Below are 26741 nucleotides of genomic sequence, written 5' to 3'. Positions count from 1 at the left end.
TTTTGTTTTTGTGAAAATACTTTAAAACGATTTGCATATATGAGACAATGAATGACAGTGTAAATAACGACTTATGAAAATTGATGAGGTGAATAACAAATGTTGCCAAAAACGAATATAATCCATCTGCCCGTATACCAACCTGGTAAGCCGGTTGAAGATGTAAAAAGAGAACTTGGTTTAAGTGAGGTCATTAAGCTAGCATCTAATGAAAACCCATATGGCTTCTCAAACAACGCGAAGAGTGCAATGATTGAAGAGATGTCCAATTGCAATATATACCCAGACGGAGCAAGTGTTGAACTTACAGCAGCTATTGCTGATAAGCTAAATGTATCGACCGATGCTTTAATTTTTGGAACAGGATCTAGCGATATTATTTTGATGACTGCAAGAGCATTTCTAGTGCCAGGTGATGAAACGATAATGGCTGACGAAACGTTTTCTCAATATAAGCATAATGCAGAAATCGAAAACGCAACGATAGTAGAAGTGCCTTTAAAGGACGGAAAACATGACTTGCCTGCAATGTTGTCCAAAGTATCGGATAAGACAAAAATTGTATGGATCTGTAATCCTAACAATCCAACAGGTACAATCGTCACACATCATGAGTTGTCATCTTTTATGAAGTCAGTACCTGCACACGTACTTGTCGTGCTTGACGAAGCATATGGTGAATTTGTCTATGATGCCGACTATAGCGACGGAGTAAGTATGCTTAAGGATTATACTAATTTACTTGTGCTTCGTACATTTTCAAAAATATATGGACTTGCAGCACTTCGAATCGGCTACGGAATAGGTCATCCAGATGTTGTACGATTTATTAATCAAGTGCGTGAACCGTTTAATACAACTAGATTGGCACAAACTGCTGCAAAAGCGTCATTAGCAGATGATGCATTTATAACTTACTGCCGCGAGAAAAATGTAGAAGGTATCCGATATTTATCTGAGCAATTCGACAGACTGGGCCTGACATATTTCCCAGCGAACGGTAATTTTGTAATGGTAGATGTTAAACGTCCTTCTCCCGAAATATTTCAAGCGTTGTTGCACCGGGGCATCATTATTCGATCAAGATGGACACATTATCCAAATCATATACGGGTATCAATTGGTACCCTTGAGCAAAACAAGCAATTTATAGTTGCTCTAGAGCAGGTATTGCAGGAAGTGACGGTGTAAATAAAAGGTTATGATCAATGTAGCGATATTTGGAGTTGGACTTATAGGAGGATCGATTGCGCTCTGCTTAAAGGGTAAGCCGGGAATTAACGTCATCGGATTTTCCAATCGTCAGTCCTCCGTGGAGAAATATGTACAAAGGGGTGTAGTTGATGTTGGAACTACATCCATCAAGGATGCAGCCGAGCAAGCAGATTTTATTTTTTTGTGCGTGCCGGTAGGCAATCTGCAAGAATATATGGACAAGCTAAATGACTGCAACTTGAAGAATGGCTGTATTGTTACGGATGTAGGGAGCACAAAGTCATCAGTTGCTGCGTTTGCGAGATCTCTGCAACTAAACAACGCAACCTTTATTGGTGGCCATCCTATGGCGGGTTCTGAACGTACAGGTGTAGAGGCAGCGTCTTATCATTTGCTCGAAAATGCGTTCTACGTGCTTACACCTGATGAATCGACACCTCCAGAAGCAGTTGAGCGCCTTACTGATCTGTTATCTCATACAAGAGCAAATATTGTAAAGCTGGATGCGGACGCCCACGACGATATCGTAGGCGCAATTAGCCATCTTCCACATATTATTGCAGTTGCACTTGTCAATCAAGTACGTGGCTACAATGAAGGAAATGACTTATATGAATCACTTGCTGCTGGGGGTTTCCGTGATATAACGAGAATCGCTTCAGGAGACCCTACTTTATGGAGAGATATTCTTATCGATAATCGTTCTGTCTTAATGAGACTGCTTAAGGACTGGAGCTTGGGAATGAATGAGTTTGTTCGCATGCTGGAAGAAAAGGATGGCAGCTCCATTGAAGAAGCTTTCCAAAAAGCTGGAGATTTCCGAAGCAGAATGCCTGAGAGAAGAAAAGGAATGATACATTCCGTCTATGATTGTTACGTAGACGTGCCAGATCATCCAGGTATTATTGGAAAGATTGCTAGTGAGTTGGGTAATAATCGAATTAATCTTAGCAACCTTCAAATTATTGAGAGCAGAGAAGATGTGCCGGGCATTTTGAGGCTTTCTTTCCGTAATCAAGAGTATTTGGACCAAGCTATCGTATTATTAAATGGATTAGGTTATTCAGTTCATCAGTAAAAAATGATAAATTTACGTTTTCATGTTTCCTTAAGTGGGCATGAAAACGCTTATTGACAAAATGGAAGCGTATACATATAATGAGAGTACAGTATGGTTTCTCTCCACTCCTATCCAATACATGTAGTGCTCAACATGAGCGCTGTCCACTCCTCGGAGTGGTTTTTTTTTGACCAGAAACAATTGATTTGACAGTTAATTGAAGTATTATGAGCCTTTTGTCGAAAGAAGAAGGAATTTGAAGTTCGAAATCGAATACATTACTACTCGTGTTTTATTTGTAAAAAAAGTAATGATATCGACCGCAACTTTTTGTTTCTGGATTAGTACAACGTACTAGAGACCCAGAAATGAATTGCAGGCGGAGGAGGTTCGCCTGTCATGACTGATTCCCAATTAATTCGTGAAATTAAGGATGGCAACGTCGAGCTGTACTCCGAACTGATGGGACGTTACCAGCGTAAGATATTGGCTTTTATTTTTCATATGTTGAAAAGTGCAAGACTTGAGCTTTTGGCTGAGGACTTGTGTTCAGAGACGTTTTATAAAGCGTATCGAAGTTTACATTCATTCCGTGAAATGGACGCTTCTTTTTCGACGTGGCTATACACTATCGCACGTAATACGGTGCTGAGTGAATTACGCAAACAGAAAACGGCGAATGTATCGCTTGATGAAGCAGGGTTTGAACCTATTGCGGCGCTGGATTCTGCACCTGAGCACCGCCTGTTAAAAAATGAGCGGATGACAATGGTTAGAGATGCCATAAATAGCTTACCCGAGAAACAACGCTCGGCGCTAATTCTTCGAGAATATGAACAGCTTGATTACCAGGAAATTGCGAATATTTTGGGTCAATCTGTCAGTTCAGTGAAATCGTTGTTATTCCGGGCAAGAGCCAGCGTAAAGGTACAGCTGGAGCCTTATTTCGGACATATGCCGATGGCAGAGGAATTTGAGAGGGTGAACACGTGATGAAATGTGAAGAAGCTGAATTATGGTTCAGTGCATATGGTGATATGTCCGAGGACGATACCGAAAAAATATTGCTTGAGGCTCACTTAATAGATTGTGAACAATGTGCGCAGGAATTTCAGTTTTGGCAGGAGAGCGAACAATTGATTCGTCAATATTCCAGTGATACAATTGATATAGGGACATCAGAACAAGTGAATCGCAACGTTATGGATCGCATCTATTTGGAGCAATCTTGGTATTTACCAATAGCTAGCAAAAGTTATCAATTCTCTAAATCTTTCAGACGAAATATTGCCTTTTTAATTGCTGGATGTATGGCGATGTTCGCTTGTGCCTTTTTTATATTCTTGTTTGATAGTAAAGAAGTATCACATCAGGAAGAGATGGAGCAGTTAACAGGAATATTTGATGCAGTTAACGCATCTGGTGATGACTTGGATTTCACTACAGGCAATTATGCTGAAGTTCCAGTTGCAAGTATAAGTGATCCATTTGTACTAACGGTTATTCCTACATTTCCTCAATATTATGTAGCATTGTCTATGTTAGGACTTATAATGGCACTATTAATTTTGAATTGGTTGTCAAGGACTCGAAACTAATCATTGCATTGCCAACGAGAGATAGGAGAGAAATCGAATTGTTAATTGGTATAGTGAGACACGGGCAGACAGATTGGAATGCAAAAGGAATTATTCAGGGACAAACAGATATACCATTAAATGAAGAAGGTATTTCTCAAGCTAGAGCATTAGCAAATAGATTAAGTGGAGAAGATGCGATTTGGGATGCCGTTATTTCAAGTGATCTTATGAGAGCACATGAAACAGCAAAAATTATTGCGGAGAAATTGGAAATACCATTATTGGCGGCTGATATTCGGTTAAGAGAACGCGCTTTCGGAGAAATTGAAGGAACAACTGAGTCAGAAAGGCTACAACGATATGGCTCTGACTGGCGTGAGCAAAGCGTTGGCAGAGAATCAGATGAAGCAGTCAGCATTCGAGGTCTTGAAGCCATCGAAGATTTAATGAAAAACGAAGCAGGACGGAATATTCTCATCGTATCACATGGTAGCTTTATCGCTCGAATGCTACAGGTGATGTGTGCCGATTTACAGGATACTAAACTTGGTAACTTATCTTATTCGATTTTGGAGAGAGAAGATAATAGCTGGTTACTTCGACTTCATAACTGTACAAAACATTTAGAAGCTCATTTGGCATAACATATACGAATTCCCTAACTGGATTATTGCGATTTACAAATTGCACTGGTGTCGTCAGGAGAATGGCTTAGCGTAATTTTTTATGCTGTCCATAAACTGTCGCACCAAAAGTGCTTTGTAGAACGTCCCTCTAATATTCCTCAATCGTTTTTATATAACAATCCCCCTTCTTAATTACATGCAATTCGTCAACTACCTATTGCACCTTACGCTACAATTTTACTTTACTAGTTTTTTATTAATTTGTTGTAAAGAAAAAATTGGTGATAGATCTCCTAATAAATAAGTTAAGTCGGGTATGAAAAGTTTGAATTATCCAATAATAGTAGTAAAACCTCGCTTTAGAAGCTGGCAGTTGTCAGAGTTCTGCAGAAAGGGGAGTGCTATGAATTTATCGGATATGCTAAGTTATGCAGATATTGGACAGCTAAGTAAAATTGCTGGCGTGTATCGATGCGAGTGTAACGGGAATTCGAAAAATGAGCTCATTCAGTCTATACTGTCACGAATCAGTAGACATGATGTGTTCGAAGAACAAATTAGCGATATGAAGCTTGAAGATTTACGGTTTTTAAACTCTTTATTATTTGAATCAAGACAATCGTATAGTCTTGAGGATTTGGTTGCCCGGGTACAGCAGAGCAGGTTCGGTGAAGAAAAGATAATAGAAGAGTCCGAAGTGGTCAGCAAACCAAAAAAGAGTAAGAAAAAAGTTGTCCCACCACCGCCGCCTCTTAGCCCAAGGGAAATTATCGCTAGGTTTAAACATCAAGGCTGGCTTTTTAACGGCTTTAGTGGCCCAAGCAGATATTTGTTCCAAGTACCGAATGACTTGAAAGCTAGATTTCGGGAAACGCTGAGGAGAAGATTTGCAGAACAGTTGCAATATACTGATGAACCTCCAATCTATCGGGATGAACAGGAGCTTATTACTGACGATCTGAAAAATTTACTTCATTATGTATATCAAAACGAGATTCAGCTCACTTCAGATGGTTCGATGTACAAACGATTTACACAGCAGTTGCTTGATCAAATGGGTGTAGTGGAAGAGCTTCCGGCAAAAGGAGCTTGGCGATTTGGATATGGTCGTCATTTCAATCACTACCCAGATCGATTTTCACTGCTGTATGATTACTGCTACAACGCAAAATACATAAGTGAGAATGAAGAAAAACTAACTGTTACAGACATTGGCTTAGCCAAGCTGCAAAAATCGTTCACAACTGAGCTTGATGGATTGTACCGTTACTGGTTAAAGCTCTATAAGATGCCAGTTACGAATTTATTGTCGCTTGTGCATTGGATTCAAGCATTGTCTGAAGAATGGGTAACTGTACAATCGGTTAAGTCTGTGCTGAGTCCGTTCATTAAAGTGTATTTCTACGACGATGTGGATTCCATTCTTGAGCAACGAATACTTAAGATGATGATGCATATAGGACTGCTACGGATAGGTGAGCACCCGCTATATGGGACGGTCATTCGAATGACAAAAGCAGGTAATGCTGTTGTATCCGGGAGTGGATTGAAACTGGATGGGCAAGAAGCACTTTAGCATTGACTTTTGTACATCAACTTGATAGAATCACTCCAATTCTTAAGACATTCGCTAGGGCAAAGGAGATGATTCTTCATGTTGGTGCCATTCAAAGGGGTATTACCTACTGTACATGAAAGCTGCTACATTGCAGATGGAGCAAAACTGATCGGTGATGTTACGATTGGAGAAAATAGTACGGTTTGGTTCAATGCAGTACTTAGAGGAGATTTAGCACCTATCAAAATAGGGAACAATTGTAATATTCAAGATGGTGTTGTTGGACATGTTAATTCAAATCAACCGCTCATTCTAGAAGATGGTGTATCGGTCGGACATAGTGCAATCATCCACGGTTGTACGATAGGCAAAGGCACATTAATCGGAATGGGGGCAATCGTACTTAACGGCGCAGACATTGGTGAATATGCTTTAATAGGAGCCGGTTCGATTGTTACAGAGAATAAGAAAATACCATCCTATACACTTTCTCTCGGAACACCTGCCAAAGTCGTAAGAGAGTTGACAGAGGATGATTTGCAACGCATGAGAAAGACGATGGAGAGCTATGTGACGAAAGGAATCGAGTATGGGATCTCTTAACGCCGGTGTGGAGGTGTATCCTATGGATAAAATGAAAGTGACCTATGAAGCAATGTTGGGTTTGGTCGCGGAACTTGTACTTGATGAAGCGGTGCTTAAATTTCAAACAAATCAATTAAACAGTGCAATTGACGATGCACTTGCTTCAGGTGATGAGGATACGTTCCACAGACTTGTTAAGCAGTTGAATGAGCTTAAATAATTGTGTGATAAGAAGCTTCCTTGCTAGTAGCGGACTGAGAAGTCCTAGTCTAGCATTCGGAAGCTTTTTTTTGTAATATAAAAAAGTTGATACTTGCAACATTGTCATGGGGGGAAAAAGATGAAGTTTAGCGATATTACAAATGATCAATGGGACGAGCTAAAGCCTTATTTAGATACATGCCTATTGCCAGTCACGGGAATGAACGGGCTTGAAGCTCCGTTTGAAGCTACTGAATGTTTGGAAAGCCTAAGAGACATTATGGATTTAGTTGAGCTGCCATTTAAAGGGCGAGTCGTTACGTTTCCTGCATGCCATTATGTGTCTAGTGGAATCAGCTTTAATTCCATGTTAGAGGAATGGTGCAGTAATCTGAAACGATCGGGTTTCAAGTTTGTTATTCTGATTACAGCAAAAAGCACCTTGTCCATTCAGTGTGAAAATGCAGATTTAATAATCAAACCTGACCAAGATGGAAACGTGCCGTCACAAGAAGAAATAGCGGGTCACATTCGTAACCTATGGAACGGGAAAAATGTATGATAATTACATTGATTCCGTATAATTCGTCCGAAAAAAGGGCAAAACAAATGCCATAGCAGGTCAAATGTGACAAAATCCTAACAAATTGATGAACGATATTTCCATAATGTCGCAAAAATCGGGCCATATTCTTGACGCTCCTAAGCACCTAAGCTATTATAAGTTATGTCCTAGTTCGTCATGTGTTTTTGCTGTGCGGCAAGACGCAAGATATGGTTGGCAAAGGGGGTTAGAACAGAAGATGAGTAATCATGAACAACACGAGACGGAGCACCGACCGGTTCAGCGCAAAGAAATGTCCCGGCGTCAATTTTTGTCATATACGCTTGGCGGCACAACTGCTTTTATGATGGGTGGCGCGGTATTGCCGATGGTACGTTTTGCAGTGGACCCACTGTTAGTGAAAAAGGGTACAGGAAACTTGGTTAAAGTTGTAGAAGAGAGCAAGATTACAACAGAACCACAGGAGTTCAAATTCAAAATTCATCAAGTTGATGGATGGTATGAAAGTGAGCCTGAGCTAGTAGCTTGGATCTCGAAGGGTGCAGATGGCAAGATTTTTGCACTGTCACCGGTGTGTAAGCACTTGGGTTGTACGATTTTCTGGAACACGAATGGCAAGAATGAATATGATTGCCCTTGTCACGACGCACGTTATTCCTTCGATGGGAAAAACTTGGCTGTCGCGAATTCACCGCTAGACGAGTACGAAGTTAAAGTTGACCAAGGATTTGTTTATTTAGGACCAATCATGGCAAATACAAGAAGCTAAGGAGGGCGTACTGCAGATGTTTAAAAGCGTATACAACTGGATTGACGAACGTCTTGACATTACGCCGCTTTGGAGAGATGTAGCGGATCATGAAGTGCCGGAGCACGTTAACCCTGCACATCACTTCTCTGCATTTGTTTATTGCTTCGGTGGTTTGACGTTCTTTATTACTGTAATTCAAATTTTGTCGGGTATGTTCCTGACCATGTACTATGTTCCGGATATTATTAACGCTTACGCAAGCGTAGACTATTTGCAGCATCAAGTTGCGTTTGGTCAAATCGTACGCGGTATGCATCATTTCGGAGCCAGCTTAGTAATAGTAATGATGTTCCTACATACTCTTCGCGTGTTTTTCACTGGTTCCTACAAAGCACCTCGTGAGATGAACTGGGTTGTCGGAATGCTGATTTTCTTCATTATGTTAGGTCTAGGTTTCACAGGTTATTTGCTTCCTTGGGATAACAAAGCTTACTACGCTACTAAAGTAGGGGTTGAAATCGCAGCATCTGTACCAGTTATCGGATCTTACATCGCTGACTTCCTTTACGGAGGCGACATTGTAGGTGCGCAGACACTGACTCGCTTCTTCGCGATTCACGTATTCTTCTTGCCAGGCGCTTTGATCGCTATGTTGGCAGCGCATTTCTTGATGATTCGGAAGCAAGGTATTTCAGGACCACTTTAAGCGAAGGGAGGGCTAAATGATGGCTCATGGTCACAAATCGAACGAGAAAGTTGTTTATGTCGGCGACACACGTGTCAAAAAGGGCAAGGGTGTTCAAATACCGCCGGACTATACAGCATTTCCGGGAAAATCGGAAGCCTTTATTCCTAACTTTTTGCTTAAGGAATGGATGGTCGGCTGCGTAGTGCTTGTCGGCTTCCTTGTTTGGGTAATAGCAGAACCAGCTCCTCTAGGTTATCCTGCGGACCCAACGAACGCGGCTTTTATTCCGATGCCAGACTGGTACTTCTTGTTCTTGTATCAATTTTTGAAATATCCATACGTTTCTCAGCAGTACATCCTGCTTGGAACGATCGGCATACCAAGTATTATGTTCGGCGGATTGCTGTTAGCTCCTTTCCTTGATACAGGCAAAGAGCGCAGATTCTACCGTCGTCCAATTGCTTCATCTCTTATGATTCTTTCTCTTGTAGCTTGTGTATATTTGACAGTTGTATCGTGGGATCATTACCAACACATGTTGGAGAAAAATGGACAAACTCCTGAGCATCATGTTCGTGAAGAGAAAGCTAAAGAAGCTCACGAAAAGGGTGAGGAACGTCCTAACCCACTTAAGAAGAAGCCAGTTGCCGCAATTATTGAGCCTGAAGATCCAATTATGTCGACAATTCAATCTCAATGTATGTCTTGTCATGCAAATGATTTAAGTGGTGCTATGGGCCCTGCACTTCTTGGTGTAGGAAATCGTATGACTAAAGAAGAAATTGTCACTACGGTAACTGAGGGTCGTGGTGGCGGTGCAATGCCAGCTTACGGCGGCGACTTATCTACTGAAGAAATTGACCAAATTGCAACTTGGTTGTCTAAACAAACGCAGTAGTTTTACTGCTAACATTAATAAGAAGGAACCTGATCGTATTATGCGGTCAGGTTTTTTTTGAAAGGAACAACTCATGAACCTATCTTTTTTCTGGAGTCGCGAATTTCTGCTCAGTCGTCAATTTTTGTGGTTGTTGTTTATCGTTAATTTAGGCGGTACGATTTACGGATATATGTGGTATGAAAGCCAACTTGTATGGACAGTGGCTAATATGCCCGCTTGGATGCTACCATTTGTACCAGACTCACCAACATCTAGTCTGTTTTTTACTGCAGCTATTTTTTATTTATTGTTTCCATATAAAAGTGCGTCGAAAATTGCGACAGCAGGAAGAGTAATCGTAGAGGCTCTAGCTGTAGTCTGGTCAATAAAATATGGTGTTTGGGCAGTTGCAATGATTATTGCAGGTGCTGCACAAGGTGATGTGCTTAATTGGAGTCATTATATGTTAATTGTTTCTCATCTTGGTATGGCTTTTGAAGCATTGCTGTACTTCCGCTTTATGAAGGCGGGGACAGCGGCATTAACCGCAGCTTTAGCGTTTTTACTGCTAAATGATATGATTGATTACACATATGGTATTTATCCTGGATTGCCAGCCGAATTGGAAGATAACATTACACCAATAAAGTGGTTCACCTTTAACTTATCGCTACTGAGCTTTGGTACGGCATACATTGCATTGCGTTATCGATTAGCGAAACAAGTAAACAACAATACTGGTATATCGACCAACATCCCTTCATAGATTTAGCTATGGGGGGATGTCCATGAAATCGCGAGTTATTGTACCATTTGTCATTTGTTTGTTTATGACGATTGGATCAGCTGGAGCTGTGTGGGGCAGCGCGAGCCCTGATGGAAGTTTAGTATATATGTTTTCTAACAGTCCATATCAGGAGCTGTACCGTATGGAAGAAACGGCTACGGCATTATATAACGCCGCCTATCAGAATAATAGACAAGGGGCTTATGCAGAAATGCAAAAGCTGCAAAAACATATCGGTAACGATATGTTAACATCATATGGTACTTCTCAAGGGTGGGCTGCTTTATCTAGCGATGCAGATCTCATTCAAGCTGCGCTATCTAGTGGAGATAAAAATTCCAATTGGATTGAACATGCTGTTCGTATCCGTTTAGGTACTGATGCACTTGTTAGAGGGAAGCATGGACTTTGGTTTCAATATGAAAACTTATTGATTGATGATATAACCTCGGTTCATAAAGCATGGAAGAGAGGGCAAGGTAATCATCTTACAGCAGCACAAGCAATGATGAAAAGTGTATCTCTACATGCGGTAAGGATTGAGTCGGCTGCTCTTCTCACTGGTAATGAACTAAGAATGAATGAATTAATGAAAAGAATAGAGTATACAAACCGGTTACTTGAAGCAAGAAAGCTTACACTATATGATAGCGCAGTAGATAAAAAGATTGAGGAATCGCTGGACGGGATTAGTTCTGCGATTAAAGGCATTTTCCTATCGGCTGATCATGCACAAGTGCTTCCTGCAATTGTTTTACCTGCTGCCCCTAATCCTTTGAAATGGGCTTTATTTCTTGGTACGATCATTTCGGCTGTTTTGACTTGGACAGGCTGGAGAAAATATAAACAACACCCGTACGGAGTGAAATCGCTAAAATAAAACACACTTTATGAAAGTGAAATTTATTGATTTTGTACGTGCCAATACGGTAACATATAGGCGTGCGGTTAAAGATAGAGAGGGAGCTTGTTGATGTCGGAGAAATCATTGTCAGATATACAACGCGAAGTAGACGACTATATTGGCCAATTCAAAGAAGGATACTTTAGTCCGTTAGCTCTAATGGCTAGAATGACTGAAGAAGTTGGTGAGCTTGCCCGAGAAGTTAATCATTACTACGGTGAAAAACCGAAAAAAGTCGAAGAGGCAGAAAACTCAGTCGAGATGGAGCTTGGTGATATTTTATTTATATTATCTTGTTTTGCTAACTCACTGCAAATTGATTTGACGGAAGCACATAATAAAGTGATGCATAAATTTAATACGCGAGATGCAAATCGGTGGACGAAAAAAGAGGAAGAACTGTAAGCAAGCTCTCAACATATGCTGTACCATCAACCCCTGTACAAGGAGGATGGGCATATGGATGGGGAATCATGTATTAGGAAAGCGTATGAATTTATTTTTAATAACGATTTTGAAGGTGCGATTTTTTGGTTTGAGCAGGCTATTGCGACCGAACCAAATAATGCAAGCTATTATCATAAATGTGCTGTTTCGTGTGCACGGAGCGGGAAATGGTCAAAAGCAAAAGTCTATGGCGATGTAGCCGAAATGCTTGAGCCAGATAACGAGGAATATCGATATCATTCTGGATTAATTCAAGCTCGTCTGCTTTTAGTAGAAGCTAATGGCTTGATTAATGAAGCATCGCCCAATTTATTACAAGCAGCAGAGCTATTACGACAAGCAATTATTTTGGATCCTATTTGCTTTGATGCATTTTATACACTAGCTATCGTTTGTTCGACAGTTGGTTTTCTTGATGAGGCAATTGAACACGCACGTGAAGCATTACGTCTCGATCCTCAGCATTCTGCTGCTCGAAGATTGTTTGCGGATATTAGTCGCAAAAGACGTATGGAGCGGATTCGCTCCACGATGAGACGAAAATGAGGAAAAGGTGATGACGATGTCGACACAACCTATTAGAGTAGCTATAACTGGTGCGGGTGGAAGAATGGGAAGAGAAGTTGTTAAGATGGTACTAGAGGATGAGTCTCTTCAGCTAGTCGCTGCCGTGAATCCTTCATCTGGTCCTGTTGATGCTGGAATTTTTGCAGGTAAGCCGAATACTGGTGTAATCGTAAGTAGTACACTTGAAGAAGCGCTAAGTAGTGCTAAAGCGGATGTCCTTGTTGACTTCACGGTACCTCAAGCTGCATACAGTAACACAAGAACTTCAATTGAATACGGAGTACGTCCAATTATTGGAACAACAGGGTTTACTCCAGAACAAATCGAAGAACTGGACGAGCTATGTAAGGAAAAAGGTATCGGTGGCTTAATCGCACCAAACTTCTCCATCGGAGCTATTCTTATGATGAAATTTGCAGCACAAGCGTCTAAATATTTGCCTCATGTTGAAATTATTGAGTATCATGGTGACCAAAAACTGGACGCACCATCAGGTACTTCAATTAAAACAGCTGAGCTTATTTCTCAAGTGCGTCAAGAGCTTAGACAAGGAAACCCAAAAGAAGAAGAAACAGTTGAAGGTGCAAGAGGCGGATATTATAACGGTTTTAGAATACATAGTGTAAGACTTCCAGGTGTATTTGCTCAGCAGGAGGTTGTATTTGGCGGTTATGGACAAACTTTAAAGATTCGTCATGATTCCTATGACCGAGCTGGTTACATGCCTGGTGTCAATGTAGCGGTAAAGAAGGTAATGACGTATAGTGGATTAATATACGGTTTTGAGCATATTATGGACTAACTACAGCTGCATGATTTGACAGCAGAAGAGGGGAACGACATGTTGAATATCGCATTTATCGCACATGATCGAAAAAAGGACGAGCTAGTTAATTTTGTTATCGCATATGAACATGTGTTCATACCACACACATTATTTTCCACTGGAACGACAGGTACGAGAATTATGGAACAGACAAGCCTGTCCATTCATCGATTTATGTCTGGACCACTTGGTGGAGATCAACAGATCGGGGCATTAGTTGCAGAAAATGTGATGGATCTTATCATTTTCCTTCGTGATCCATTGATGGCACAGCCTCACGAGCCAGATATTATCGCGTTGCTTCGACTTTGTGATGTACAAGGTATACCTGTTGCAACGAATATTGCAACGGCAGAAGTACTAGTGAAAGCAGTTGAACGGGGCGATTTCGCATGGCGTGAACTTGTCCATAAATATAAGCCAGGAGCGTTGGAGTAATGGAATCAATTGATATACTCGTGTTTGGTGCACATGCGGATGATGCTGAGATCGGTATGGGTGGAACGATTGCTAAGCATGTGCAAGAGGGTTATAGGGTAGTTGTATGTGATTTGACCCTTTCGGAGATGTCATCTAATGGCACCGTGGAGCTAAGGCAGCAGGAGGCTGCCCATGCATCTTCGGTGCTTGGTTTATATGCACGTACAAATCTAGGATTGCCCGATCGTGGATTGGAGTCTAACCGCAGCACAATTGAAAAGATTGTTGAGGAGATAAGACGCTGGCGTCCACGAATCGTATTCGCTCCATATTGGGTCGATCGTCATCCCGACCATGTGATGACTAGTAAATTGATCGAAGAGGCCGTATTTAATGCAAAGCTGCGCAATTATTTGCCCCAACTTCCTATTGTAAAGGTAGAACAGTTGATCTATTATTACATAAATGACGTGGATGCGGTTTCATTAACCGTTGATATTAGTGAGGTATATGCTACAAAACAAGCAGCTCTTAAAGCTTATCAATCGCAATTTGATCCTACTGCAACTAAGGATTCTGTTGAAACTCCACTCACTAACGGCTATTTGGCTCGTGTTGAAGCTAGAGATTTTTTGCTCGGCAACAGCAGTGGATATGCCTATGCAGAAGGCTTTGCTATTAAGCGTCCTTTTAATGTTTCATTATTTTGACAAAAAGTACAACCTGTATCGAATAACATATATAGATACCACTTGAGTGGGAGGTGCATCCTGAGTGACTAGAAAGCTGAAAATTGGCATAACCTGTTATCCGACATTAGGCGGTTCAGGTGTAGTTGCTACTGAACTAGGAAAACTGCTCGCTGAACGCGGGCATGAAATTCATTTTATTACACATAGCATTCCGTTTCGTTTAGGTAAATTTCATAAAAATATATTTTTCCACGAAGTAGAAGTCAATGATTATTATGTATTCCGTTATCCGCCTTATGATTTATCACTAGCAAGCAAAATGGCTCAAGTTGCAAAGATGCAGAAGCTGGACTTGCTTCATGTACATTATGCTGTTCCGCACGCTGTTTGCGCATATTTGGCCAAAGAAATGATTGGTGATGGTTTAAAAACGGTGACGACACTTCATGGTACTGATATAACTGTGCTTGCTCAGGATGAGTCTCTAAAAGATTTAATCCGTTTAGCTATACACAAAAGTGATGCGGTTACGGCTGTTTCTAAAGATTTAATTCAAGAAACGAGACAATTGCTTGATATAATGACGCCAATTGATTTGACTTATAATTTTGTTGATAAACGGGTCTACTATCCAAGGGAAGTTAAGTCGCTGCGGGCCGATTTCGCTGAACCTGATGAAAAAATATTGATGCATATTTCCAACTTCAGACCGGTAAAACGTGTCTGTGATGTTATTGACATATTCGAACGTGTATCGAAACAAGTTCGCTCTAAGCTTCTATTTGTAGGTGAAGGCCCAGAACTTTCAAAGATGCAATATAGAATTAAGAGTCTAGGGCTTGAGGAACGTGTTCATTTCTTAGGTAAGCAAGAGGATGTAGCACAAATGATTTCACTTGCTGATTTATTGTTGCTGCCATCAGAGAAAGAAAGCTTTGGGCTTGTTGCTTTAGAAGCGATGGCTTGCGGTGTACCAACAATCGGATCTAATGCAGGTGGTATTCCTGAGCTTGTCACGAGCGGTGAAACAGGATATTTATCCGCTATTGGAGACGTCGAAGAAATGTCGGCAAATGCGATTAAGTTGTTAACCGATGAAGCATTACATGAACAATTTAAGCAAGCTTGTTTGCATAGAGCAAGAAACGTATTTTGCAATGATTCAATTACGGCACAATATGAACAAATCTATTATCGGGTACTAGGTATTGATGCTGAACTGCCAGTAATGGCGTGTGAATAAATTACGATCAAATAAGATCAGAATGACTCAGCTGGTCTGACACGGAGGTTGTATCAGTGAGATTTCAACTGACGGCGACGATGACAGCAGCATTGCCAGTATTAATGCAATTACAGGAGCATGGCTTTGAAGCGGTATTCGTAGGTGGAGCCGTTCGAGACATGCTCTTAGATTTGCCAATTAATGATATCGACATTGCTACGTCCGCATTGCCAGAACAGACAATTCAATTATTCCCGCGTACGATTCCAACGGGATTACAGCATGGAACAGTTACGGTAATAGTTGAAGGCATACATTATGAAGTAACAACATATCGGGAAGAATCACAATATGAAGCTCATAGAAAGCCGAAACAAGTATTGTTTATAAGTAGTTTGGACAACGATCTTCTTAGAAGAGATTTCACGATGAATGCAATGGCGCTCCGTGACAATGGAGAGCTTCACGATCCATACAACGGCCTTGCTGATATGAGAAATTCGACACTCAGATGTGTAGGTGATGCTGATCTTCGGTTCCAAGAGGATGCGCTTCGGATGTTGCGAGCTGTTAGGTTTATGGGCGCATATAAGTATAAACCCGCTTTATCAACTTGGAAGTCGTTAAAGAAACATCAGGGATTGCTTATTCATATAGCGATGGAAAGAGTTCGTGCTGAGTTGGATAAGATGCTTCAAAGCGAGAATCCACTTAGAGCACTGAATTGGCTCGCTGCAAGCGGATTATTAGCTTATTGCAAAGACAAGCTCGCCTTGCCTGAAGTGCTCAAGGAGTTATTAACAAGTCAGAATAAGTGTTTATATAGAAGTGACGCTTTGTCCTCTATCAGTAAACTAAACGAAATTGAACTACAATGGGCGACACTATTCCTATCGTTTAACTTTGAAGAGAAGGATGCCTTAACTACGATGACAGCATTAAAATTTGCTGGCAATAGAACGAAACTAATTCAAGATATGATGAGGTTGCATGCATCCATTTTATCTGAGGAGTCATACGAACCTAAACTTTTGCTGACATGGCGTGAAGGGATTATTCAGTACGGAGAAACAGTTGCATCGAAATGGCTCTTAGTAGCTTACTCTTTTAGCTCAACAGCGACGAATCTACATACTGTGGTATTGGATCGGTTGAAGTTAGAATTGGATCAAATGCCACTTAAGACGCTTAAGGAACTTAATATTTCGGGATCGCAATTGCAACGCCATCTTAAGCGTGAGGGAGGTCCTTGGTTAAGTATTATGCTTAGACGATTGCTTATGTCTGCTGCTGCTGGTGAAGTAAGTAATGAAACGGACAAGCTTCTCGAATTAGCAAATCAATGGAATGAAGAGGTACCTATTAATGAATAATGAATGGTTATTACAATTATTTCGAAATCATCCTGGTGAATATGTGTCCGGGGCACTGATGAGCCAGCAACTGAATGTTAGCCGTACAGCTATTTGGAAACAGATTAAGAAGCTAGAAGGGGCTGGATACGAGTTCGAAGCGTCTACAAAGCTTGGATATCGCTTACTTAAAGAACCTGATCAAATTGATTCTAATTCTTTAACTAAAGCATTAACTTCGAATAGGTTTGGTCGGAACATTATTTGCTTCGAAGAGGTGAAATCGACGCAGGACTTAGCTCGGTCACTCGCTGAGGATGGTGCATTAGAAGGAACGCTAGTAATCGCAGAGAAACAAAATGGTGGCCGTGGCCGCATGGGTAGAGGCTGGGTATCGCCACAAGGAAAAGGTATTTGGATGAGTATGGTTATGCGCCCATCTGTACCGATACATTGTGCACCTCAGCTTACATTGTTAACTGCGGTTGCTTTATGTAGAAGCTTAAAGCGCATTACTAATCTGCCGATTGGCATTAAGTGGCCAAATGATTTGCTCATTGATGGCAAAAAAATTAGCGGAATATTATTAGAATCTGCTGCCGAAGACGAGAGATTAAAATATATTATAGCAGGGATCGGAGTTAGCGTTAATTTATTAGAGTCTGATTATCCGGAGGAGTTATTCAGTAGAGCTACTTCCCTTCGTATAGCTGGCGGGCAGGCATTCAATAGAACGGCTATTATTGCGGAGTTTCTAAAGGATTGGGAGCAGTTATATGATCTGTTCCAGCAAGAAGGCTTTCAACCTATATTGGCACTCTGGGAGTCGTTATCTGTATCAATTGGCAAAACAGTGAAGCTTATTACACCGCAAGGTGAGCTCGTTGGCGTGCCAGTTGGTTTAGAGGAAAGTGGAGCTATTCGTATAAAGCGAGAAGATGGTAGTATTGTAGCTATATTTTCGGCTGAAATGGGCGAACCATTAGGGGAAAATTGATTTCTTTATTGCATAGCATTTACGAAATAGTGCTTTTTTGATACACTACGATTATCAGGCGGTATTCTTCGGGAGCTGCACTGATAATGGCAGAAAAAATGGTGGTAAAGTTTAGTTTTGCATATTCTGCTCTGAGCCGTAGGGACCGAGACAGGAGGAAGCACAACAAGCAATCGTTTCCTTTTTCGTTCGAGGACCTTTCTAGCAGCGGCTAAAAGGTTTTTTTGTGTTTAAAATAGTCTAAAAGGGGTTGAAGCTAATGAGGAAACGACTGACGATCTCAAGCCTGCAGAAGATGAAGCAGGACCGCAATGCGATTTCCGTGCTGACGGCATATGATTATCCGTCCGCGAAGCTTGCAGAAGAGGCAGGAATTGATGTTATTTTGGTGGGTGACTCGCTCGGGAATGTCGTTTTAGGTTATGAGACGACGATACCTGTAACGATTGAGGATATGATTTATCATTCGAGGGTAGTGGCTAGAGCAGCTACAAATACGTTTATTGTAACGGATATGCCGTTTATGACATATGGAGCAAGTCGTGAAGCAACGCTGCTTAATGCAGCGAAAATTATGCAGCAAGGCGGTGCACAAGCTGTAAAGCTTGAAGGCGGTGCAGAAATTGCTGCTGATGTAGAAGCACTTGTACAAGCCGGAATTCCTGTAATGGGGCATATTGGGGTAACACCTCAATCGGTTCATCAACTTGGAGGCTACAAAGTGCAGGGCAGATCGGAAAAAGATGCACAACGTTTAATGGATGATGCACTTGCATTAGAAAAAGCTGGAGCATTCAGCATCGTAATTGAGCTTGTTACTGAATCGCTTGGTACGGCAATTAGTGAAGCGCTTACGATTCCTACAATAGGAATTGGGGCAGGCAGAAGCTGCGATGGACAGGTACTTGTTTATCATGATTTATTACAATATTCATCCCCATATTTTGAAAAGAGATTTGTGAAATCTTACGCCGATATAGGTACGACTATTCGTCAAGCAATTGAATCTTATGTAAGTGAAGTGAAAGAAGGCATCTTCCCTGCGGAGAACAATGTATTTGAGGCACAGACAGCTTCACCAAAGTCTTTATATGGTGTCGGGGCAAATCATTCATCTGCAGGAGCAGTGAAAACTAATGTACCGTCTAATGCGCCGAAGGGAGTTCCAATTGCATGATCGTTTGTCGCACCAAAGAGGAACTTAAAAAAAATCTTAACCATTTACGTGAAAATGGGAAGTCTGTAGGGTTTGTTCCTACGATGGGCTATTTGCATGAAGGACACGGTAGTCTGCTTCGGTTGGCGAAGGAAGCAAATGACATATCTGTACTTAGTATATATGTTAATCCAATGCAATTTGGTCCGAATGAAGATCTTGATCGTTATCCTAGAGATGAAGCTCGGGATCTTGCGCTCGCTGAGACAAACGGAATCGATATCGTATTTCTACCGACTAATGAAGAGATGTATCCTTCTAAGCCATTGACAGCAGTAATGGTAAGCGGATTGACAAGTCAGTTATGCGGTGCAACTAGACCAGGGCATTTCGACGGAGTAGGTCTTGTAGTAAGCAAATTATTTAATCTTGTGAAACCAGATCGTGCATATTTCGGCATGAAGGATGCACAGCAGGTTGCTGTTATTGAGCAGATCGTCAATGATCTTAACTATGATGTTGAGATCGTACCTTGCAAAATAATAAGAGAGCCGGATGGATTGGCATTAAGCTCAAGAAATGTTTATTTGAACGCTGAGCAGCGTGCTCAGGCGGTTGTATTATCTCAATCATTACATTTAGCTGATGAGTGGATACATGAAGCAGGATTGTCTGCTGGAGCACTGCTCGACCGTGTTAGATCAATCATCTCGAAAGCAAAGGAAGCAACCATCGAATATGTGGAGCTGCTTCATTATCCATCTCTTCAGCCAATAATTGAAGATGAACTTCTTAATGGGATGGAGTCCCAAATTATTTTGGCATTAGCAGTTAAATTTGGGACTACACGATTAATTGATAATAGCTTATTAAGTCCAAGCGGAGGTGTACAACATGTTTAGAACGATGATGAAGTCTAAGCTCCATCGCGCAACAGTGACTGAAGCAAATTTAAACTATGTAGGCAGTATTACGATAGATGAAGATTTGATGGATGCGGCCGATTTATTGGAAAATGAGAAGGTGCAGATCGTAAATAACAATAATGGCGCTCGTCTTGAAACGTATGTAATTACAGGTGAAAGAGGCTCCGGCGTTATTTGCTTGAATGGTGCAGCAGCTAGATTAGTGCAACCTGGTGATCAGGTCATTATTATATCCTATTCAATAGTGACTAATGAAGAAGCCAAATCTCATAAACCCATTATTACCATTTTGGATAGCAATAATAAACCGCTACAACTTTTGACAGAAGAGCTTCATGCTACAATATTGTAAAAATGGTGTTTATATTCATACGAATTAAACGGATTTATAATTAACGCAACATACCTGTCTTATGTAACGGTTGCCATGCTGAATGAAAAGACGTCGACAAACAAAAAATGACCGTATCACTCCTTATTCAAAAGTGAAGGCGGGATGCGGAATGTTTCAGCATATGTTCACATCGATGAACGAGATGCTCGACGGGATCGTGGAGCTATATCCAGAAGCAACCGATCAGGAGCGACTGATTTATAATGAACAGGTATGTGAGCTAAAGAAGTTGAGCGATGCCTTTATTGAGCATTGGTTGCAGTTTGAGGAGAAAGTATCCGACTTTAATGATCTTTTTAGTGAGCAGGGTGTCACGTCTCAAGAAACAGATGAGGTGATTCTTCATTTGGCGCCTCAAGCAGCGCTTCAAACGACCACACCGTTGGAATTAAAAAGTACAGCAGTTCCATGTAATGAGTCAGATCTTATTATCCCTGACGATGTAGCAGACAAGATTAAGACGGGGCAAGGTTATTATAATTTATTTATGTTTTCAAGGGCTGCTACCCTTTTCCATGAGGTCGTCTCCATCGCTCCAGAATGTAATTTAGCCCGCTTGTTTCTAGGCATGAGCCAAATGCATATGCAAAATTGGAATGAGGCACAGCGGAACTTTCAGCTACTAATTGTACTTTCGGACTTTCCGAAGTGGCTCGCTTTAGGCTATAATGCCCTTGGGTGCATTCAAGCAGTTCACATGAATATGGCCCAAGCAGAAAAGCTGTTTAATAAAGCGTATGAAGTGTATCCTGCTTTTACGGACTCATTAAATAATTTAAAAAGCTGTCAAGGAACACCTGGGCAATTATCGTTATATTTCGGTAGCACGGAGCTGTGCTGTTTGTGAGAGGAACGGGAACGGAATGAACTATGCTGTTTTGGATTTAGAAACGACTGGACATAGCGCTGAAGACGATATTTTGCAGGTTGGGGTCGTAATCGTCTCTGACCAGCTCGAAATTATTGGAACTTTTAGCTCATTTGTTAAGCCGACTATTCCCATTCCGCCTTTTATTACGCAATTGACGGGCATTGACGAATCGATGGTAAAGGATTCGCCGGAGCTGAATGAAGTGCTGCTCCAGCTTATTCCTTTGCTCGACGATGCAGTACTTGTAGCGCATAATGTTGGCTTCGATGCTGGTTTCTTAAACCAAGCGCTTGATCGCTCAGGTTATATGCCGTTTACAGGCCGAAGGTTGGACACTGTTGAGCTTCTACGGATCATGTATCCGTCGATAACAACTTACCAGTTAGGCGCTGTAGCAGAGCAATTCGGCATCGCAAATCACCAGCATCATCAAGCTGACAGTGATGCGATGGCGACCGCTCAGATTTTCATTGAACTTGTAGGAAAACTTCGCTCGATGCCGCTGCTAACTGTGCAGCGGCTGTCTGCGTTAATTGACGAGAGTAAGGATCTACACTGGTTCTTGAAACAAACGGAGAAACGCATCGAACAAGATACTGTATTCGATTCCAATGAATATGATTATTATCGGCAATTTGCGCTTAAAGCGCGGGAATGGTCTGAAGAAAAACATCCGCGGGGTGATGGGATAAGCCCATCAGAAAATCCACTTGCAGAAATGTCTTTTGAGCAATATTTAGCGGAAATTAAAGAACGATTTCAAACCAAATTCGAAAATTATGAAGAGCGTGAAGCGCAAACAACGATGTTTAATGAAGTTTATGACGCTCTCAGCTCCGATAAACATTTACTTATAGAAGCAGGAACAGGAACAGGAAAGTCACTTGGCTATTTAATTCCTGCACTATATTACAGCATTCAAAGCAATAGCAAAATTGTCGTAAGTACACATACGATCAACTTGCAAGAACAGCTTAGGCAACGTGATCTCCCTTTATTAGGAGATGTGCTGCCGTTTCCCTTCAGAGCATCAATATTCAAAGGACGAGGCAATTACCTTTGTTTAAGAAAGTTTGAGGGGAAAATAAATGTCGGAGATATGGTTTCGCCAATCGAAGATTCCATTACAGCAGCTCAGATGGTTGTCTGGTTAAGCGAGACAGAAACGGGTGACCAGGAAGAGCTTAACTTCGGCAGCAGGGGAGCCGATTTCTGGGGAACGGTATCAAGTGATGCGGATTCCTGCTTGAATCGTGCCTGTCCTTGGTTCAAGCGCTGCTATTATCATCGTGCGAAACATGAGGCAAATTTGGCTGATGTTTGTATTACGAATCATTCGATGTTATTTACAGATGTTCAAGCAGATCATCGATTACTTCCAACATATATGAATCTTGTTATTGATGAAGCACATCATGTTGAAGAAGTTGCTGGGAAACATCTTGGGATGCAAGTGAATTATTTTACATTGGTGCAGGCTATTGTAAGGCTCTACAAGGATAATCGAACTGGCTTACTCCCATCGCTTCGTTATAAATTGGAGCAAGAAGATGATGATCATGTACAGTCATGGATAGAAACAATTGAAACCATTATCCCTATTTTTCAAGAAATAAAAGAGCATTGGGATAAACTGTTCGAAATGTTGTACAACTTTGCTGCAAGTGGAGCAGAAGGTATGACGGATACGGGGTCGCTTGTGAAACGTTTAACTTCATCTACAGTTCCTGATGGTTGGGAGGAAGTTGTCACTGTTGAAGGGAATATACATGTAGAATTAGCAAGAGTCATAAAAACGGCGGAAAAGATGATGAATGACATCAAAGATCGAGTCGATGAGCTTACTGTTCAAGCAACGATTACAGATCTAAACGGGGCACTTCGTGATCTAGGAAGAGTTAAGGATGAACTTCGACTTCTAACGAAGCTGGATAGCCCTCAATTCGTTTATTGGATAGAAGCCAGCGCAGCATATCGGTTTCGATCAGTACAGCTATATGCGGCACCTGTGGATGTTAGCGAGCAGCTCCAAAAATACTTTTTCGATGTGAAGGAAAGTATTATTCTAACATCAGCTACACTTACGGTTCAAAAGTCATTTCAATATGCGGAAGAACAGCTTGGATTGACTGGTTATGAGGCTCAGGGCAAACTGCGAACAGTTCAACTCGCTTCACCGTTTAATTATCGAGAGCAAGCATTAGTTGTTATTCCACGTGATTTCCCTGTTCTGAAAGGTGCTTATGTGGACGATGATTATTTGCAGAAGTTAGTTGTTTCAATCGCGGATTCAGCGAATGAGACTAAGGGAAGAATGCTTGTTTTGTTTACATCGTATAAACTGCTTAAGCAAGTATATGATCCATTGAAACAAAAGTTAGAAGAAATTGGAATCGGCATATTAGGTCAAGGAATAGATAGCAGCAACCGAACAAAACTTACAAGACGATTTTTACAGCAGCCACAATCGGTTTTGCTCGGAACAAGTAGTTTCTGGGAAGGGGTAGACATCCCTGGTGAAGGTTTGATCTGTCTTGCCATCGTACGCTTGCCGTTCCAACCTCCCAATCATCCGCTTGTTGAAGCGAAGTCGGAAATGCTTAAGAGACAAGGGCAAAATCCGTTTATGAAATTATCTATTCCGCAAGCAGTTATTCGATTTAAACAAGGCTTCGGCCGTTTAGTAAGAACTTCGCAAGACAAAGGCATTGTTATCATTTATGATACAAGAGTCATCGAAACTTATTATGGCAAACATTTTTTGTACTCATTACCTGGACCAAAGATCGAATCGATGCATACGGATCAAATGGTAACACGAATGCAAGAATGGCTGGCGGATAGCGGAAAACCGACTTCCGAACTACAAGCGCCGAGCACGAAGGGGGAGTAGGGCTCGATGAAGCATGCAAAAATATCGGAGGCTGTCGTAAGACGCCTTCCTATTTACCTGCAAGTGTTAAACGATCTGCACAGTCGTGAAATTCAAACTGTTTCTTCACAGGAGCTTGGTGTTAAACTTGACCTGAACCCTGCTCAAATCAGGAAAGATCTAGCATACTTCGGTGAATTTGGACGTAAGGGCATAGGGTATGATGTCATTTATTTAATCGAAAAGATTAGACAAATATTGAAAGTAAACCAAACAATCAAGGTAGCTCTTGTTGGAGCGGGTAACTTAGGTCATGCCTTATGTAATTACAATAAATATTCCAAAGATAATATGAAAATAACGGCTGTTTTTGATATCCATCCGGAGAAGATTGGCACTAATGTAAATAATCTTGTCGTTATGCCAATGGATGAACTTGCAAGGACGGTCAAAGAGCAAAATATTAGAATCGGTATTATAACAGTACCGGCATATGAAGCTCAAAATGTAGCTAATCAATTTGTAGCTGCCGGTGTGGAAGGTATCCTTAACTTTGCACCTGCCATTTTACGTGTTCCAGAGGAAGTTCGGATACATAACGCGGATTTTACGAAGGAGCTTCTTGGATTAGCATATTATTTAAACCATGAAGGGGATGGAAATGATGACGCAATTGTGGATTGAAAATGGACTATTTGTCACGATGGATGAAACCAACCCAAAGATTAACGGTCATATGGTTATAACGGATGATCGAATTACATATATCGGAGCAGAAGCGCCAGTAGACTTATTACCCGATGTTCAAAAGCTTGATGGCAGCAAGCTGGCATTTATGCCTGGATTAATTAATACACACGGACATGCGGCAATGACTTTGCTGAGAGGTTTCTCTGATGATCAGAATCTTCAAGTTTGGCTGCAAGAGAAAATGTGGCCGATGGAAGCAAAATATGTTGACGCTGATACAAAAGCAGGCAGCGCACTAGCGATCGTAGAGATGTTGCGCAGCGGAACGACTACGTTTGTTGATATGTATGATCGAATGGATCAGGTTGCAACAATGACTGAGCAAGCAGGTATTCGAGGCATATTGACTCGTGGTGTTATTGGACTATGCTCTGAAGAAGAACAAAAAACGAAGCTAAACGATGCAATTACATTTGCCCGCGATTGGAATGGCAAGGCGGATGGAAGAATTTCGACTATGTTGTCACCGCATGCACCGTATACTTGTCCGCCAGAGTATATCGAAAAATTCGTTCAAGCGGCACATGATCTTAATTTACCATTGCATACCCATATGTCAGAAACGCTAGCAGAAGTAGAAATGAATGTTCGTGACTACGGGGTAAGGCCAGTGGAACATTTAGACCGTCTTGGATTTTTTAGTCGTCCAGCGTTAGTTGCCCATGCTGTTCATTTGACAGATGAGGAGATTGCATTGCTAGCAGCACGCAATGTATCAGTATCTCACAACCCTGTAAGCAATCTTAAGCTTGCAAGTGGCATCGCAAGATTGTCCGATATGCTTAACGCAGGAGTGAAAGTATCGCTTGGAACAGACAGCGTAGCAAGCAACAACAATTTAGATCTATTTGAAGAAATTCGGTTTTCTGCACTTCTTCACAAAGGTATCTCCGGCGATCCAACTGCAATTCCTGCACTTGAAGCATTGAAGCTTGGAACTATATACGGAGCAGAAGCAATTTGGCAGTCTGATCGTATTGGTGCACTTAAAGTCGGAATGAAAGCTGACTTTATTGCTATCGATATTGATCAAGCACATTTCTATCCGATGACCGACATCGTATCTCATCTTGTTTATTCGGGATCGGGAAGAGATGTTAAACATGTATGGGTTGATGGACGACAAGTTGTTCGCAATAGTATTTGTACGATGCTCGATGAGGAGAAAATTCGTTATGAAGCGCAAGCAAGCTTCGAGCGACTATTAAAGGGCTAATGCGCGTAATCGAGAAGAAGCGGCCGCCGTTTATGACGTCGAAACGTTGGATAATTGTTATTGTACTAGCTGTTATTGCATTTGGAATTTGGTTCGGATTTTATTTCCGCGATATTCAGACGCCGAGATGGTCTGAAGAGAGAGAAGCCCGAGAAATTGCCATTGCAACGAATCTGCTTAAGGAAGTAACAAGCGTACAAAAGCATATTTGGGAGCAAACAGTATGGATAACAGAAGGAACGGATCTCAACGATCGGTCCATTTATCTTTTTCATAAAGAAAAGGAGCTTCTTCACAACATCGATGCGAGTGTAACGCTCCCAAAAGAAGCTGTAGCAAGCAACTTCAAAACGTTGAAGCCAGATGTGGAAGTTATTCGAATTATGCCAGCTGTAATAATGAATAATCCTGCTTGGGAAGTTTACTACAGTGTCACAGTAGATGGGGCAAAAAGTTTTAATTATGATTTCTATTCATTCGACCAGGAAATGAAATTAATACAATCATATAAGTTATCAGCCAAAACGGGACCTTGATGGTCCCGTTTCCTGTTTTTACAACAACTTATTGGACTTAATCTATGATATACTTTCGTATAGCAAAGCTGATAGATAATAATCTACATCAAAG

General features: G+C 41.3%; 30 protein-coding genes. All 30 read left to right on the top strand.

All coding sequences use genetic code 11. The annotated features are described in order from the left end of the window. Nucleotides 1-99: 99 nt before the first annotated feature. The 30 genes from hisC to MFF31_RS19600 all read left to right on the top strand — a co-directional run bounded on the left by hisC (nt 100) and on the right by MFF31_RS19600 (nt 26647). On the top strand, nt 100-1191 hold the full coding sequence (gene hisC / locus MFF31_RS19745) for a histidinol-phosphate transaminase (RefSeq protein WP_238190261.1): 1092 nt from the start codon (nt 100-102) through the stop codon (nt 1189-1191). Between the two features lie 10 nt (nt 1192-1201). Further along, the gene (locus tag MFF31_RS19740) at nt 1202-2293 is read left to right on the top strand and encodes a prephenate dehydrogenase (protein ID WP_238190259.1); all 1092 of its coding nucleotides are present in this window, start codon (nt 1202-1204) and stop codon (nt 2291-2293) included. 381 nt (nt 2294-2674) lie between these two features. Then, complete coding sequence (locus tag MFF31_RS19735) at nt 2675-3268, top strand: RNA polymerase sigma factor (protein ID WP_238190257.1); 594 nt, start codon at nt 2675-2677, stop codon at nt 3266-3268. Further along, a complete protein-coding gene (locus tag MFF31_RS19730) occupies nt 3265-3873 on the top strand; it encodes an anti-sigma factor family protein (protein ID WP_248565540.1) in 609 nt (202 codons plus the stop codon). Before MFF31_RS19735 ends, MFF31_RS19730 begins: the two co-directional genes overlap by 4 nt. A gap of 38 nt (nt 3874-3911) precedes the next feature. After that, nucleotides 3912-4499 (top strand): histidine phosphatase family protein, encoded by a 588-nt coding sequence (locus MFF31_RS19725; protein WP_238190255.1) that lies wholly within the window; start codon nt 3912-3914, stop codon nt 4497-4499. Nucleotides 4500-4884: 385 nt separating this feature from the next. Beyond that, nucleotides 4885-6057 carry a hypothetical protein gene (locus tag MFF31_RS19720; RefSeq protein ID WP_238190254.1) on the top strand — a complete coding sequence of 391 codons (1173 nt, stop codon included), beginning with the start codon at nt 4885-4887 and terminating at the stop codon, nt 6055-6057. Nucleotides 6058-6135: 78 nt separating this feature from the next. Then, a complete protein-coding gene (locus tag MFF31_RS19715; RefSeq protein WP_238190253.1) occupies nt 6136-6642 on the top strand; it encodes a gamma carbonic anhydrase family protein in 507 nt (168 codons plus the stop codon). 22 nt (nt 6643-6664) lie between these two features. After that, nucleotides 6665-6844: an IDEAL domain-containing protein gene (locus tag MFF31_RS19710; RefSeq protein ID WP_238190252.1), complete on the top strand. Its 180-nt coding sequence runs from the start codon at nt 6665-6667 to the stop codon at nt 6842-6844. Nucleotides 6845-6964: 120 nt separating this feature from the next. Continuing rightward, nucleotides 6965-7387, top strand: coding sequence for a DUF2487 family protein (locus MFF31_RS19705; protein WP_238190251.1), 423 nt, complete (start codon nt 6965-6967; stop codon nt 7385-7387). Between the two features lie 241 nt (nt 7388-7628). Further along, the gene (locus MFF31_RS19700; RefSeq protein ID WP_238190250.1) at nt 7629-8159 is read left to right on the top strand and encodes a QcrA and Rieske domain-containing protein; all 531 of its coding nucleotides are present in this window, start codon (nt 7629-7631) and stop codon (nt 8157-8159) included. A gap of 16 nt (nt 8160-8175) precedes the next feature. After that, nucleotides 8176-8847 (top strand): menaquinol-cytochrome c reductase cytochrome b subunit, encoded by a 672-nt coding sequence (qcrB, locus tag MFF31_RS19695; protein WP_238190249.1) that lies wholly within the window; start codon nt 8176-8178, stop codon nt 8845-8847. 19 nt (nt 8848-8866) lie between these two features. Beyond that, entirely contained in the window at nt 8867-9727 is an 861-nt protein-coding gene (locus MFF31_RS19690) for a menaquinol-cytochrome c reductase cytochrome b/c subunit (RefSeq protein ID WP_238192154.1), read from the top strand. Nucleotides 9728-9800: 73 nt separating this feature from the next. Beyond that, a complete protein-coding gene (locus MFF31_RS19685) occupies nt 9801-10475 on the top strand; it encodes a DUF1405 domain-containing protein (protein WP_238190248.1) in 675 nt (224 codons plus the stop codon). A 22-nt stretch (nt 10476-10497) separates the two neighbouring features. Then, nucleotides 10498-11376, top strand: coding sequence for a sporulation protein YpjB (locus MFF31_RS19680; RefSeq protein WP_238190245.1), 879 nt, complete (start codon nt 10498-10500; stop codon nt 11374-11376). A gap of 93 nt (nt 11377-11469) precedes the next feature. Continuing rightward, nucleotides 11470-11805, top strand: a complete 336-nt coding sequence (locus tag MFF31_RS19675) for a nucleotide pyrophosphohydrolase (protein WP_238190243.1) — start codon at nt 11470-11472, stop codon at nt 11803-11805. 54 nt (nt 11806-11859) lie between these two features. Then, nucleotides 11860-12393 carry a tetratricopeptide repeat protein gene (locus MFF31_RS19670; protein WP_238190241.1) on the top strand — a complete coding sequence of 178 codons (534 nt, stop codon included), beginning with the start codon at nt 11860-11862 and terminating at the stop codon, nt 12391-12393. 10 nt (nt 12394-12403) lie between these two features. Further along, nucleotides 12404-13216, top strand: coding sequence for a 4-hydroxy-tetrahydrodipicolinate reductase (gene dapB, locus MFF31_RS19665; RefSeq protein WP_238190239.1), 813 nt, complete (start codon nt 12404-12406; stop codon nt 13214-13216). Nucleotides 13217-13255: 39 nt separating this feature from the next. Beyond that, complete coding sequence (locus MFF31_RS19660; RefSeq protein ID WP_238190238.1) at nt 13256-13678, top strand: methylglyoxal synthase; 423 nt, start codon at nt 13256-13258, stop codon at nt 13676-13678. Then, entirely contained in the window at nt 13678-14370 is a 693-nt protein-coding gene (bshB1, locus tag MFF31_RS19655; protein WP_238190236.1) for a bacillithiol biosynthesis deacetylase BshB1, read from the top strand. Before MFF31_RS19660 ends, bshB1 begins: the two co-directional genes overlap by 1 nt. A gap of 64 nt (nt 14371-14434) precedes the next feature. Continuing rightward, complete coding sequence (gene bshA, locus MFF31_RS19650) at nt 14435-15595, top strand: N-acetyl-alpha-D-glucosaminyl L-malate synthase BshA (RefSeq protein ID WP_238190234.1); 1161 nt, start codon at nt 14435-14437, stop codon at nt 15593-15595. 56 nt (nt 15596-15651) lie between these two features. Then, the gene (locus MFF31_RS19645; protein WP_238190232.1) at nt 15652-16950 is read left to right on the top strand and encodes a CCA tRNA nucleotidyltransferase; all 1299 of its coding nucleotides are present in this window, start codon (nt 15652-15654) and stop codon (nt 16948-16950) included. Then, nucleotides 16943-17926 (top strand): biotin--[acetyl-CoA-carboxylase] ligase, encoded by a 984-nt coding sequence (locus MFF31_RS19640; protein WP_238190230.1) that lies wholly within the window; start codon nt 16943-16945, stop codon nt 17924-17926. The genes MFF31_RS19645 and MFF31_RS19640 overlap by 8 nt, the downstream gene beginning before the upstream one ends. Before the next feature lie 259 nt (nt 17927-18185). Further along, nucleotides 18186-19103 (top strand): 3-methyl-2-oxobutanoate hydroxymethyltransferase, encoded by a 918-nt coding sequence (gene panB, locus MFF31_RS19635; protein WP_238190228.1) that lies wholly within the window; start codon nt 18186-18188, stop codon nt 19101-19103. Continuing rightward, complete coding sequence (panC, locus tag MFF31_RS19630; protein WP_238190226.1) at nt 19100-19984, top strand: pantoate--beta-alanine ligase; 885 nt, start codon at nt 19100-19102, stop codon at nt 19982-19984. The genes panB and panC overlap by 4 nt, the downstream gene beginning before the upstream one ends. Then, complete coding sequence (panD, locus tag MFF31_RS19625; RefSeq protein ID WP_238190224.1) at nt 19977-20360, top strand: aspartate 1-decarboxylase; 384 nt, start codon at nt 19977-19979, stop codon at nt 20358-20360. The genes panC and panD overlap by 8 nt, the downstream gene beginning before the upstream one ends. Nucleotides 20361-20511: 151 nt before the next feature. Then, entirely contained in the window at nt 20512-21249 is a 738-nt protein-coding gene (locus MFF31_RS19620; RefSeq protein ID WP_238190222.1) for a tetratricopeptide repeat protein, read from the top strand. Nucleotides 21250-21265: 16 nt separating this feature from the next. Next, nucleotides 21266-24166, top strand: coding sequence for an ATP-dependent DNA helicase DinG (gene dinG / locus MFF31_RS19615; protein ID WP_238190220.1), 2901 nt, complete (start codon nt 21266-21268; stop codon nt 24164-24166). 6 nt (nt 24167-24172) lie between these two features. Beyond that, complete coding sequence (locus MFF31_RS19610; protein WP_238190218.1) at nt 24173-24829, top strand: redox-sensing transcriptional repressor Rex; 657 nt, start codon at nt 24173-24175, stop codon at nt 24827-24829. Further along, the gene (locus tag MFF31_RS19605) at nt 24807-26111 is read left to right on the top strand and encodes an amidohydrolase (RefSeq protein WP_375541334.1); all 1305 of its coding nucleotides are present in this window, start codon (nt 24807-24809) and stop codon (nt 26109-26111) included. The genes MFF31_RS19610 and MFF31_RS19605 overlap by 23 nt, the downstream gene beginning before the upstream one ends. Then, on the top strand, nt 26111-26647 hold the full coding sequence (locus MFF31_RS19600) for a hypothetical protein (RefSeq protein WP_248565539.1): 537 nt from the start codon (nt 26111-26113) through the stop codon (nt 26645-26647). Before MFF31_RS19605 ends, MFF31_RS19600 begins: the two co-directional genes overlap by 1 nt. The last annotated feature ends 94 nt before the right edge of the window (nt 26648-26741 follow it).

This window comes from Paenibacillus sp. L3-i20, assembly GCF_022180385.2.
In the GTDB taxonomy this organism is placed as follows: Bacteria; Bacillota; Bacilli; order Paenibacillales; family Paenibacillaceae; genus Pristimantibacillus.
This window is presented reverse-complemented; position numbering and strand designations above follow the sequence as displayed.

Excerpts from the sequence above, each read along its gene's own strand:
- hisC (WP_238190261.1), top strand. The coding sequence starts at position 100 with ATGTTGCCAAAAACGAATATAATCCATCTGCCCGTATACCAACCTGGT.
- MFF31_RS19740 (WP_238190259.1), top strand. The coding sequence starts at position 1,202 with ATGATCAATGTAGCGATATTTGGAGTTGGACTTATAGGAGGATCGATT.
- MFF31_RS19735 (WP_238190257.1), top strand. The coding sequence starts at position 2,675 with ATGACTGATTCCCAATTAATTCGTGAAATTAAGGATGGCAACGTCGAG.
- MFF31_RS19720 (WP_238190254.1), top strand. The coding sequence starts at position 4,885 with ATGAATTTATCGGATATGCTAAGTTATGCAGATATTGGACAGCTAAGT.
- MFF31_RS19715 (WP_238190253.1), top strand. The coding sequence starts at position 6,136 with ATGTTGGTGCCATTCAAAGGGGTATTACCTACTGTACATGAAAGCTGC.
- MFF31_RS19710 (WP_238190252.1), top strand. The coding sequence starts at position 6,665 with ATGGATAAAATGAAAGTGACCTATGAAGCAATGTTGGGTTTGGTCGCG.
- MFF31_RS19705 (WP_238190251.1), top strand. The coding sequence starts at position 6,965 with ATGAAGTTTAGCGATATTACAAATGATCAATGGGACGAGCTAAAGCCT.
- MFF31_RS19700 (WP_238190250.1), top strand. The coding sequence starts at position 7,629 with ATGAGTAATCATGAACAACACGAGACGGAGCACCGACCGGTTCAGCGC.
- qcrB (WP_238190249.1), top strand. The coding sequence starts at position 8,176 with ATGTTTAAAAGCGTATACAACTGGATTGACGAACGTCTTGACATTACG.
- MFF31_RS19690 (WP_238192154.1), top strand. The coding sequence starts at position 8,867 with ATGGCTCATGGTCACAAATCGAACGAGAAAGTTGTTTATGTCGGCGAC.
- MFF31_RS19685 (WP_238190248.1), top strand. The coding sequence starts at position 9,801 with ATGAACCTATCTTTTTTCTGGAGTCGCGAATTTCTGCTCAGTCGTCAA.
- MFF31_RS19680 (WP_238190245.1), top strand. The coding sequence starts at position 10,498 with ATGAAATCGCGAGTTATTGTACCATTTGTCATTTGTTTGTTTATGACG.
- MFF31_RS19675 (WP_238190243.1), top strand. The coding sequence starts at position 11,470 with ATGTCGGAGAAATCATTGTCAGATATACAACGCGAAGTAGACGACTAT.
- MFF31_RS19670 (WP_238190241.1), top strand. The coding sequence starts at position 11,860 with ATGGATGGGGAATCATGTATTAGGAAAGCGTATGAATTTATTTTTAAT.
- dapB (WP_238190239.1), top strand. The coding sequence starts at position 12,404 with ATGACGATGTCGACACAACCTATTAGAGTAGCTATAACTGGTGCGGGT.
- MFF31_RS19660 (WP_238190238.1), top strand. The coding sequence starts at position 13,256 with ATGTTGAATATCGCATTTATCGCACATGATCGAAAAAAGGACGAGCTA.
- bshB1 (WP_238190236.1), top strand. The coding sequence starts at position 13,678 with ATGGAATCAATTGATATACTCGTGTTTGGTGCACATGCGGATGATGCT.
- MFF31_RS19640 (WP_238190230.1), top strand. The coding sequence starts at position 16,943 with ATGAATAATGAATGGTTATTACAATTATTTCGAAATCATCCTGGTGAA.
- panB (WP_238190228.1), top strand. The coding sequence starts at position 18,186 with ATGAGGAAACGACTGACGATCTCAAGCCTGCAGAAGATGAAGCAGGAC.
- panC (WP_238190226.1), top strand. The coding sequence starts at position 19,100 with ATGATCGTTTGTCGCACCAAAGAGGAACTTAAAAAAAATCTTAACCAT.
- panD (WP_238190224.1), top strand. The coding sequence starts at position 19,977 with ATGTTTAGAACGATGATGAAGTCTAAGCTCCATCGCGCAACAGTGACT.
- MFF31_RS19620 (WP_238190222.1), top strand. The coding sequence starts at position 20,512 with ATGTTTCAGCATATGTTCACATCGATGAACGAGATGCTCGACGGGATC.
- dinG (WP_238190220.1), top strand. The coding sequence starts at position 21,266 with ATGAACTATGCTGTTTTGGATTTAGAAACGACTGGACATAGCGCTGAA.
- MFF31_RS19610 (WP_238190218.1), top strand. The coding sequence starts at position 24,173 with ATGAAGCATGCAAAAATATCGGAGGCTGTCGTAAGACGCCTTCCTATT.
- MFF31_RS19605 (WP_375541334.1), top strand. The coding sequence starts at position 24,807 with ATGATGACGCAATTGTGGATTGAAAATGGACTATTTGTCACGATGGAT.
- MFF31_RS19600 (WP_248565539.1), top strand. The coding sequence starts at position 26,111 with ATGCGCGTAATCGAGAAGAAGCGGCCGCCGTTTATGACGTCGAAACGT.